Genomic DNA, 11217 nt, shown 5'->3' on the forward strand with positions numbered 1-11217 from the left:
CTTTAGCAGCGTAGCTGAAACATAATGATTAAATCATAAACTGTCCTTGAATTACAAAAATTACAATCACACTAATTGATATTACAATAAAATGAATGGAGTGATTATTGTGAGCATAACCGACAAACTAAAAACTCTCACTGTAAGCAAGGGACTTGAACTTATCTCCGAATATCTTGAAAAAGACCCAGAAGAAAACATTCCCAAAGTAATGAATATGGTAGACAAGATTTTCCCACATGACTTATACAGTGTCGCGCGTGAAATGATTCACGAAACCATCGACAAAAAAGATAACATGTATCAGCTTATTTTGTATGCATATCAACTTGATGCCGGTGTAAGAAGAGCTTTTTTCAACAATTTTTTTGTCAATGCCACTTTGAATGGCAGCAAAATACAAGATGAATATGCTGCCAAATACAATTGCAATGTACCGTGGGCCATCCTGCTTGACCCGACATCTGCCTGTAATCTGCACTGCACCGGCTGCTGGGCAGCTGAATATGGACACAACTATAATCTCGACTATGACACTATCGATTCCATCATTAGGCAAGGGAAAAAACTTGGCATCTACATGTATATCTATACCGGAGGTGAGCCAACAGTACGAAAAAATGACCTCATGAAACTATGTACAGCTCATTCTGACTGTGAATTTTTGGCTTTTACCAACGGAACATTAATAGATGACTCTTTCTGCAACGAAATGCTGCGCGTCAAAAACTTTATCCCTGCTATCAGCTTGGAAGGTTTTGAAGCTGCCAATGACAATAGACGCGGTAAAGGTGCTTACCAAAAGGCTACCCATGCAATGGCACTATTAAAAGATCATAAGCTACCGTTTGGTCTTTCTGTGTGTTATACTTCTGCTAACTTCAATGATATCAACAGTGAAGCTTTTTTTGATAAAATGATCGATATGGGTGCCATGTTTAGTTGGTTCTTCCATTACATGCCTGTGGGCAATGATGCCGTTCCATCTTTGATGGTAACACCGCAGCAGCGTACCGCATTATATCGACACATTTGCCAGATAAGAAATACCAAACCACTGTTTTGCATGGACTTCCAAGATGATGGAATACACGTTGGTGGCTGCATCGCCGGTGGACGCCGCTATCTGCATATCAATGCCAAGGGTGATGTTGAACCTTGTGTATTTATTCATTATTCCAATACAAACATTCACAATACTACCTTATTAGATGCCTTAAGAAGTCCTATTTTTCAAGCTTATCATGATAATCAACCATTTAACAGTAATCATTTCCGTCCTTGTCCTATGCTGGAAAACCCACAAGAATTACCAAGATTAGTAAAAAACAGCCATGCTGTCAATACCGATTACTGTAGTCCTGAAAGCGCCGAACACCTTTGTCATAAATGCGAAAAATATGCTGCTAACTGGCAACCGGTTGCCGATGAACTTTGGTCAAAACGAATTGCAAAATAAATATATTAATACTAAAAATACCATGTAATATATCGTCTACATGGTATTTTTTAGTGTATTTCTGAAATTTTTTTTTAAAAAAATTGGCAAATTATTGAAATAAATATTATAAGGTGTTATCATATAGGTATGAAAATTAATCTATTTATTAATTTAATGTGAGATGATATTATTGAATATGCCAATTGTTCGCACAATTCAAGAACAATTAAACGCTTTAACTGAGGCAGAACAAAAAGTAGCTAATTTTGTAATCAAATATACCAGAGATGTACTTAATCTAACCGTGAGTGATTTAGCCAGTAGATGTAATGCTAGTGAAGCAACAGTTGTACGTTTTTGTAAATCTTTGGGTTATAAAGGATATCAAGACTTCAAAATTAATTTAGCAAAATATATAATAAATCCTCAGCAAATTATTCTTGAAGATCTCAATATTAACGATACTCTTCCCGTTGTTAAAAGTAAAGTATTTCACTCTAGAATACAAGTTTTATCCGATACATTAGCAGTCTTAAATGACAATGAATTTGAAAAAGCAGTACAAGCAATGACTGTTGCAAAAAGGATAGAATTATACGGAGCAGGTGCATCAGCTTATGTCGCATTGAATCTGAAACATCAATTTTTAAAAATTGGTGTAAAATGTGGAGCAGATTTAGATGCGGATACTCAGGCAATGTCTGCCAGTTTACTAGGTCCTGACGATGTAGCTATTGGTATTTCACATACGGGTGGCAGCAAACAGACAATTAGTTGTCTGGAATTAGCAAAAAATGTTGGAGCAACAACAATTGCAGTAACTAACAAAGCAAAATCATCCATCTTAAAATTTAGTGATATCGTATTATTTACAGCAGCTAAGGAAACTATCTATAAAAGTGAAGGTTTTGCCTCCAGAATCGCTGAAATCACAGTTTTAGATGCTTTACTGGTAGCAACTTCTCTGCATCAATATAAAAAATGTGAAAATGCAGTATATATTACGAGAAATGCAACGTCGGGCAGAAAAATATAATCTATATCGGAGATTTTTATCATGAAGGCTATTGTGTTATCCAAACCATATGAATTTTCATTACAATATCTTCCTACCCCTATTATCAATGATAATGAAATCCTTATAAAAATTGCCTATTGTGCTATTTGTGCCACTGACATAAGAATTCTTGAAGGGAAAAAAATTCAAGATATTTCATATCCGTGCATCATTGGTCACGAAATATCTGGAACAATATCTCAAGTTGGTTGTAATATTAAACATCTACACACTGGAGAATCAGTTAACATTGCACCCATAATCCCTTGTAATAAATGCAAATGCTGTTTATCTGGTCGTGAAAATATTTGTTTACACAGAACAGCATTTGGTTACCAACTCAGTGGAGGTTATGCTGAATATATTCGCATAACCTATGAAGGAATAAAAAACAATAATATTACCAAACTGACCAATAATATATCGTTAAAAGATGGTACACTTATTGAACCCCTTGCTTGCTGCATCAATGGTATTACTAAAGCCAATTTACAACCGACTGATACCGTTTTAATTGTCGGTGCAGGTACAATAGGTCAGATACATTTAATGCTGTGCCGTTTGCATAATGTGCATCTAATCCTCGTGAGTGATCCATCTTCACTGCGCCGTAAAAAAGCAAAAGAATCAGGTGCAGACATAACAATAGATCCCACTCAGGATAATATCCACATTATTATGCAAAAATATAAAATACAAAGTTTTGACAAAATAATTATTGCCTGTGCCGCTAATACAGCTGTAGGCGAAGCTATAAAGCTTTGTTCTACAGGGGGAAGAATCATTTTATTCAGTGGCTTTGCAAAAACAGACAGCTACGCTATTAATTTAAATTATATCCATTATAAAGAAATTGAAATTATTGGTTCTAGAGGATATACACGAAATAACTATCTCTCAGCTATTACTCTTATGGACAGCAAAAAGATTAATTTGACAAGCCTTATTTCGGCTGTTTACTCCATAGAAGATTTTCTCCAAGCATATAACCAACAAAAAAGTGGTAATCATTTTAAAATATTAATTAAACCATAGCAAATAATTTTTCTGATTATTTAAAGGAGGTGAAAAATATTGAATATACTTATAAAATATTCTATCAAAAATAATTATTATTCAACAGGATAATATATTTTTTTGCCCTTTATGAAACTTTTTTTCTTATAATATTTATTTTTTTAAAATTTTTTTTTATAAAAGGAGAATAAACTACATGAGTTTTTTAGGAAAAGAAATAAGAATGAATAGATTAATCAGCAAGAAGGATAATCGTTATTTTGGTTTGACAGTTGACCACGCAATGGCGCGTGGTGTATTGCCAGGTTTAGGTGATATTAAGAATACCTTAGATAAATTAATTGCCGGTGGACCTGATTCAATAACTATGCACAAGGGTATTGCTGATACTTGTTTTACATCTCATGCAGGTAAAATACCTCTAATTTTAAAATGCTCCACATTCTCACCATATCAACCAGATGCAGACACAGTAGTTGCCGATGTTGAGGAAGCAGTACGTTATGGTGCCGACGCTATATCTATAGGTTGTATAGTTGGTGGAGACACACAATCTACCCAAATAGCTGCTGTAGGAAAAATTGCCAAAGATGCTGCATCATATGGAATGCCGCTGGTAGCGCATATTTATCCACGTGGTAATCGTATTAATCAATCTGATCGATGCAGTGAAAAAGCAGTAGCCTATGCAGTACGTGTAGGAGCTGAACTAGGAGTAGACATAGTCAAAACAAACTATACTGGCAGCATTGACAGTTTTGCGAAAGTTGTTGAAGCATGCCCAGCCAAAGTCGTCGTCGCTGGTGGTACTTTGGGGAATACACCAAAAGATTATTTTCAACTAGTACATGATGCTTTATCCGCAGGTGCCATTGGTATTACCTTTGGCAGATGTGTTTTCCAATATCAAGACCCCACCTCATTAATAAAATCAATATCAGCCTTAATTCATAAAAATCTATCCATAACGGAAGCTCTGCAAATGCTTGATGATCTGGAACATCATCAATAATTATACCTACTTCACTACAGGAGGAAAAACATGGAAATACAATTTAACAGATCCCGGCCTATAGATGTGATAGCAGTAGGACGCGCCACGATTGACTTATATGCTAATGAAATAGGGCCATTGGAAAAAGCATCAACATTTACCAAATATGTCGGGGGATCACCAGCAAATACCGCAGTTGCTATGTCTAAAATGGGATTAAATGTCGGATATATTGGTAAAGTTTCCTCTGATCCACTCGGTAAATATATCAAAATATATCTTTCACAAAAAGGAGTTGATGTTTCCCATATTTATTTTGCCGAAAAAAATATTCGTACAGGAATAACTATTGGAGAATTAAAGTCTCCATCTGAATGTAATTGTTTTATGTACCGTAACAATGCAGCAGATTTGCATATTTCTTGCTCTGAAATTGACGAATCATACGTCAAACAGGCCAGTGCCATCTTGATTTCTGGTACTTCTTTAACTTCCGGGCCAGCCCGTGAAGCAGTTTTCACACTTATTGAATATGCAAAAAAGAATAATGTCCGCATTATATTTGATCCCGATTATAGAAAATATACTTGGAATTCACCTGTTGAAACAGCCGTTTATTACTTATTAGCAGCAGAAAAAGCTGATATTGTACTAGGTACACGAGAAGAATTCAATTATCTGGAAGCACTAATTATGCCAGGGAACACCGATGACAATAAAACGGCGAAAAATCTCCTTTCTCGTGGTGTCTCATTAATATCTATCAAACACGGTAAAAAAGGTTCTACTGTTTATACCTGCGACGGTCATGTATATAAAGGAAATATCTATCCTGCAAAAGTGCTAAAAACATTCGGTGCAGGTGATGCTTATGCTGGTTCTTTCATCTACGGGCTCCTTAATAAAAAATCAATACAAGATACCTTAAACTATGCAGCAGCGGCTTCAGCTATCACCATTTCTGGTCATAGCTGCTCTGATTCAATTCCAACACTCGAAGAAGTAGAAAAATATATAGCTTCACATAAAATGATTTTACCCCAGCAATAATTTTCTCATTACAATGAAAGGAAGGTGTTATTATGCAAACTTCAATAACAAAAACTGTCAAAAATCACAAAACATATTTCCGCTGGATTGTCTTGGGAATTATCTTTGTTACCTATAGCGTAAATTTTGCCGATCGCAGTAATGTAGGCGTCGTTATCCCATTCCTAAAGCAAGAATTTCCTATAAACAATTTTGAAGCGGGTGCTATCATGAGTTTCTTTTTCTTAGGATATGCCATATCGCAAATACCTGCCGGATTGTTTTTTAGCAAATTTGGTGTACGTGGACTTACAACGTTATCAATAATGGGATTCTCCATAATTACATTTTTATTAGGAACTATCCAATCAATAACTTCCATGAAATGGCTTCGTTTTGCTCTAGGTATAACAGAAGGTCCCACACCAGTGGGCATGACAACTACTATCAATAGATATTTTCCTGCGCAAGAAAAAGCCACTGCCACAGGTATGGGATACATTGGTGCCACAATGTTTGCCCCCATCGTCGTACCACCTATAGCTGTGTGGATAGCGGTTAATTTTGGATGGCGATATGTATTCTATATTTTTGCCATACCAGGTATTTTAATGGCTTTTATTTGGCATAGATATGTGAAAAACAAACCTGAACAAAGTCCTTACTGCAACAAAGAAGAACTTGCTTACATTCAAGAAACAGCAGAAAATGGTACTAATAAAAGTAACTATAAAAGCTTAGGCTGGATTGACAAATTCATTCGTGCTAAACCAGTAAAGTTAATAAAAACAAATAAGAATGTTTTTTTGTCATGGAACATAGTTGGTAATACCATAGCATATTTTTTTATGGTGTGTGTACTGCAAGGATTATTAACTTGGATCCCATCATATTTGGTAACGGCAAAAGGATATTCATTTTTAAAAATGGGCTTTGTCGCTTCTGCTCCGTGGGTAGGAGGATTTATCGGCTCAGTTATTGGTGGATGGCTCTCTGATAAAGTTTTTAACAGTCGTAGAAAACCTACTATGCTGATAACAGCTCTTGCCACCTGCTTCATGATGGTTATATTAATCAATGTACCAGAAAATGTTACCCTTGTTGCTATCACTTTATTCATGGTTGGTTTTATGCTCAATATAGGTTGGCCTGCCTTCTCTGCCTATCCTATGGGATTAACTACCAAAAGTACTTATCCCACTGCCATTTCTCTGGTAAATAGTGGTGGAAATTTAGGAGGATTTTTCTCTCCAATGATTGCCGGAGCATTATTAGATATATTTAAAAATTATAATATAGTATTCTCTTATTTTGCCGTATCAGCAATTATTGGATTCATAATTATTTTAACTCTTGCTGAACCTGTAAATGAAACAAAATAAATTCTACACTAATAAAATTTATAAAATAATATTAGATAAATACCCAACATTATTGTTTTCTCACTCTCTTACAACATAAAATTGAAATTTTTTCAATATTAATAGAGCTGCCACATAATCTCATAAATGCAACCCATTACACTGCGCACGGTTCCACCCTTCCGAGTGCGAACAAAAGAAACCACGTATTTGCATTTATAAATGAAAATATTTATGTGTGACAGCTCCATTTTTTTCCCAAACTAAATAAAGAACTTTTCTTTGAGAAAATATCACAAAAGCAGTTAACACTTTATTCACTTTTCTTATACAACTGCAACATCTCAACATTTTTATACAATCTTTTCCAAATTGTTTTATCAATGACATGTACTATATTAAAATGGAGCAGTATAGCGTCTTTTAAATGATGCCGTAAGGTTTCCAACTGCCAAAGCACCGGTATAATCATTCCATTATTAAGTTCCACTGATGCTATATTCTCTATTTCCTTAACTCGTTTTATATGGGTAAGATTAACATAACCCAATGTGCCATCACCTTTTACCCTGACATCTCTGACTTTTATAGGAGTAAGCACAAGTTCCCAACTAAATCCTAATGGCAGCCACAATCTTCTGCCAACTTTGACTTTTGCCCAATCACGCAATAAACAGATATCTTTGCAGTGCCTGCCTGCTAATTGCCTGATAATAGGTTTATATCCGACCGGATAAAACACTTCTTGTCCTCTTGCATCTATAATCACTGTCCCATCACCATTGTCAGTATATCGTGGTAAAATAGCGGCTATTTTATCATCAGAAGCAATATTCATATTTTATCCAACTTTCATAAAATTTAGTATTTATTATATTTCTATAAAAAACAAATGATATACTATATAAAATATTATAGCATGACAAAGTGTAACTGTAAATATATCTATTAAATAATTTAGCAAATTTTATAAGTAATCTTTATTTTTGATAATTAATCGCTTATTATATGGATAAATCACTAATAACCTGTTAATATAATATAAGAATAAAAGAATTCTATAATAAAAATATATGATTAGTAAAGACTTAATTTTTTTATCGGAAATTAAGTGTATTACCAGTATTAAAGTATTTTAAATTTCTGGTTCAATCATTTATATAATAATTTTGATAAAGGGAAATGATCTTTATTGTCAATTCAGGAGTATCCTCCTATTGAAAATATATGGTTTTATTTATTAGTCGTTGGTACTTTAATTTCTATGTCAACATATATATGGCAATTTCGCAAAACACCTGGTGCAAAATCGCAGGTCTATGCACAAATTTGCAAATGTACATGGCTGCTGTCATCAGTACTTATGACCATTAGTCCTGGATTACCACACAAATTATTTTGGAATAATTTCTTACGAATATCCTGTATTTTATCTCCTTATTTTTGGTTCTTATTTGTCGTTGAAATCAGTGGGCAAAAAGCAAAAATTCCTATTACCTTCCGATATTGCATACGAACAATCATTATCTGCTTAATATTAGGCATATTAACTAATTTCTCACACAAATTGTTTTGGCGTTATGCCTGGCTGGAAGGACAAATACTAAACATCACCCTGGGACCTGGTGTCTGGATTGCACGCCTTACCAGTTATTTATTGTGCCTTTTGGCAACAGTTTTTAGTATCCGCTGGATATTTATTACTGTCGGTCTAAGACGTCACCAAGCCTTGTGGTTTACATTTGCTGCCATGTTCTCTGTAATAGGCTCAATATTGAACTTTGTTCCGTCAGCTCAAAAAATAGCCCCTCTACCACTCAATTTTCTAGTTAATGGCGCACTACTCACTTGGGGATTTTATCACTGGCATATCTACAATATTTTGCCGTTAAGTCAGGAAATTGTTATACACGATATGATTGACGGACTCATAGTAATAGATGAATACGATTATATCGTTGATTTAAATCCATCTGCCCTTAGTATATTCTCCAAGACAACATCTTGTAAAATTGGTGACAGTTTTACACGTCTTACCACAGTTTATCCAGAATTGGCCGCAATTACCAACGACAATATAATAACTATACGAGGTACTCTTAATGAACATCGTTATTATCGTTTAAACATGACTCTTATGAAAACGCACAATCAATGCTTAGGAAAAATTATTGTGCTAAAAGATATTACCAAACAGAAAAACCAGCAAGCCAAACTTATAGAACAACAAAAAGCTCTATCCATCCTTACTGAACGTCAACGATTAGGACGGGAAATACATGATGATCGAGCCCAAACATGTCATTTTATCAGTCTTGAACTGCAGACTATTCATTTTCTGTTAAATACCGGGCAAATAAAAAAAGCGATAACACAACTAAATCAATTAAAAAAAATCATCAAAAATATAAATACTGATATTCGGGAATCCATTATGGGATTAAAAAAGCAGGATATTGCAAACTGCTCCCTTGAAAACAATCTGCATGAATACCTGACATGGTATGAAAAAAACAGAAAAATCAAGACTCGGCTTATTTTACCTAAACAGTCGATTGATAAATTACTAAGCAATACCGCTAAACTGCAATTACTGCGCATTATCCAAGAAGCACTTACCAATATTCGCAAACATGCACATGCCCAACAAATAACAGTACAACTAAAACATACAAACAGACAAATAACGACAATAATTGAAGATGATGGCTGCGGTTTTGATCCATCTGTTGTTTCTGAAAAAGACAAAAGCTTTGGTTTGGGCATAATGGCAGAACGAGCCAAAGAAGCCGGAGGCCAGCTTCAAATCGACACTCAACCAGGCAAAGGGACAAAAGTAATAGTTCATCTAAATACTATCGAAAGCGAGGTACAAGACATTGAAAATACTATTGGTTGATGATCATGCCCTAGTTTTAGAAGGATTAAAACATTTTCTTGCTTCGCAAGGCATCGAAGTAGTAGGAACTGCCCGAAACAGTATTGAAGCATTGATGCAATATGAGATGCTTCAGCCAGATGTGGTGTTAATGGATATCCAAATGGTTGGCTGTGACGGCATACAAGCCACCAGGATGATAAAAAAAGATTATCCTGATGCAAAAATCATTATGCTTACCGCTTTTGAGGATGAGGAAAATCTCTTAGCCGCTTTTCAAGCCGGAGCTGAAGGATACTTACTAAAAACCATGGAACCTGAAAGTTTTCTCCGGCAGCTCACTGGAATGAATGCCGGAGAATCTCCAATTGCACCACATTTAGTTAAACAGCTGCTGCACAAGTTTATTCAATATAAGGAAAACACAAAACTCCACACCCTGTCAGAAAAAAATTTGACTGACAGACAACAAGAAGTATTGCAGTTACTAACGCAGGGTTTAACCTATCGAGAAATTGCCATACAATTAAAATTAAAGGAAGCTACCGTCAAATACCACATTAAAGAACTCCTTACTAAATTTGGTTTATCTAACCGGACACAGCTCATTACCTATACACTGCGCAATGATTTAGTAAAGAGAAAATAGTCCGCTGTAAAATATATAACTTTCATAGTGACGGTTCATTTCATTAATTATTTTGTCTTTAAGCAATGCATCACCGGATATAATCGACTGTTCCTGTCCTGCGCTTCGATGCAGTCTGGTGGGATACTACAACATTTTTATAACCAAGTGTAACTGCAAAATATGGCTGATAATCATCGGGAATATTAAGTTTTTTTACCTCCGGCAATTCAAAGAATAGATTGACCAATCCAAGCCAACAACTGCCTATTCCAAAACTTTCTGCCGCCAACAACATATTTTCTATAGCAGCTGCACAATCAACAAGCGGCGTATAATAATAATCCGTGCCAGCCAGCGGCAATGGAGAACTCGCTTTTTTATCACCGGAAACCACTATTACTGTTGGAGCTTTATGGAACACATGATATTGTGCTGACTCACCCATTTTATTAGCCCATTTGTACGAAGGCAAAAGCATTTGCTTTTTTATTTTTTCATTCATGATTTCAATCATTTTTTTATTCTGAATAACAGTAAAATACCATGGCTGGCAATTATGCCCGCTGGGTGCAAAAGTCGCCGCTTCAATAATAGCCTTAAGCTCTTCTTCCCTGATCTGCTTATCTGAATAATTTCTTATACTTCTTCTGTTTTTTATTGTTTCCAAAACTTGATTCATAATTATTTCCTCCAATTTATAAAAAATTTTTCTATGAATCCATAATACATCATCTTTATAATTTATATCAATACGTAAAATGAGAGTAGACATTTTAATACAATAACAGTCAACTTTTACCGCTTTTCAA

At 34.9% G+C, this 11217-nt stretch carries 10 protein-coding genes; 8 read left to right on the plus strand and 2 right to left on the minus strand.

Annotated elements, in window-relative coordinates; genetic code table 11:
- Window positions 1-109 precede the first annotated feature (109 nt).
- From F8M42_RS09150 to F8M42_RS09175, 6 genes are all read left to right on the plus strand, one after another.
- Entirely contained in the window at window positions 110-1459 is a 1350-nt protein-coding gene (locus F8M42_RS09150) for a radical SAM protein (RefSeq protein WP_196607072.1), read from the plus strand.
- A 178-nt stretch (window positions 1460-1637) separates the two neighbouring features.
- The gene (locus F8M42_RS09155; RefSeq protein ID WP_229711549.1) at window positions 1638-2477 is read left to right on the plus strand and encodes a MurR/RpiR family transcriptional regulator; all 840 of its coding nucleotides are present in this window, start codon (window positions 1638-1640) and stop codon (window positions 2475-2477) included.
- A 21-nt stretch (window positions 2478-2498) separates the two neighbouring features.
- The gene (locus F8M42_RS09160; protein ID WP_182186155.1) at window positions 2499-3533 is read left to right on the plus strand and encodes an alcohol dehydrogenase catalytic domain-containing protein; all 1035 of its coding nucleotides are present in this window, start codon (window positions 2499-2501) and stop codon (window positions 3531-3533) included.
- A gap of 178 nt (window positions 3534-3711) precedes the next feature.
- The gene (locus F8M42_RS09165) at window positions 3712-4527 is read left to right on the plus strand and encodes a class I fructose-bisphosphate aldolase (protein WP_182186157.1); all 816 of its coding nucleotides are present in this window, start codon (window positions 3712-3714) and stop codon (window positions 4525-4527) included.
- 30 nt (window positions 4528-4557) lie between these two features.
- Window positions 4558-5559, plus strand: a complete 1002-nt coding sequence (iolC, locus tag F8M42_RS09170; RefSeq protein ID WP_229711317.1) for a 5-dehydro-2-deoxygluconokinase — start codon at window positions 4558-4560, stop codon at window positions 5557-5559.
- A 32-nt stretch (window positions 5560-5591) separates the two neighbouring features.
- On the plus strand, window positions 5592-6920 hold the full coding sequence (locus tag F8M42_RS09175; protein ID WP_182186159.1) for an MFS transporter: 1329 nt from the start codon (window positions 5592-5594) through the stop codon (window positions 6918-6920).
- A 292-nt stretch (window positions 6921-7212) separates the two neighbouring features.
- Here F8M42_RS09175 and F8M42_RS09180 read toward each other — a convergent pair whose 3' ends face one another.
- Entirely contained in the window at window positions 7213-7737 is a 525-nt protein-coding gene (locus F8M42_RS09180; protein WP_182186160.1) for a hypothetical protein, read from the minus strand.
- A gap of 354 nt (window positions 7738-8091) precedes the next feature.
- Between F8M42_RS09180 and F8M42_RS09185 the strand changes: the two genes are divergently transcribed.
- Entirely contained in the window at window positions 8092-9798 is a 1707-nt protein-coding gene (locus F8M42_RS09185) for a sensor histidine kinase (protein ID WP_182186162.1), read from the plus strand.
- Entirely contained in the window at window positions 9779-10426 is a 648-nt protein-coding gene (locus F8M42_RS09190; protein WP_182186163.1) for a response regulator transcription factor, read from the plus strand. The genes F8M42_RS09185 and F8M42_RS09190 overlap by 20 nt, the downstream gene beginning before the upstream one ends.
- A 70-nt stretch (window positions 10427-10496) precedes the next feature.
- Here F8M42_RS09190 and F8M42_RS09195 read toward each other — a convergent pair whose 3' ends face one another.
- Window positions 10497-11087 (minus strand): nitroreductase family protein, encoded by a 591-nt coding sequence (locus F8M42_RS09195; RefSeq protein WP_182186165.1) that lies wholly within the window; start codon window positions 11085-11087, stop codon window positions 10497-10499.
- Window positions 11088-11217 lie beyond the last annotated feature (130 nt).

Origin of the sequence: Pectinatus frisingensis (genome assembly GCF_014076555.1) — a bacterium.
GTDB classification, from domain to species: Bacteria; Bacillota; Negativicutes; order Selenomonadales; family Selenomonadaceae; genus Pectinatus; species Pectinatus frisingensis.

Coding starts and splice junctions, on each gene's coding strand:
- F8M42_RS09165 (WP_182186157.1), top strand. CDS start 3,712: ATGAGTTTTTTAGGAAAAGAAATAAGAATGAATAGATTAATCAGCAAG.
- F8M42_RS09160 (WP_182186155.1), top strand. CDS start 2,499: ATGAAGGCTATTGTGTTATCCAAACCATATGAATTTTCATTACAATAT.
- F8M42_RS09180 (WP_182186160.1), bottom strand. CDS start 7,737: ATGAATATTGCTTCTGATGATAAAATAGCCGCTATTTTACCACGATAT.
- iolC (WP_229711317.1), top strand. CDS start 4,558: ATGGAAATACAATTTAACAGATCCCGGCCTATAGATGTGATAGCAGTA.
- F8M42_RS09195 (WP_182186165.1), bottom strand. CDS start 11,087: ATGAATCAAGTTTTGGAAACAATAAAAAACAGAAGAAGTATAAGAAAT.
- F8M42_RS09175 (WP_182186159.1), top strand. CDS start 5,592: ATGCAAACTTCAATAACAAAAACTGTCAAAAATCACAAAACATATTTC.
- F8M42_RS09155 (WP_229711549.1), top strand. CDS start 1,638: ATGCCAATTGTTCGCACAATTCAAGAACAATTAAACGCTTTAACTGAG.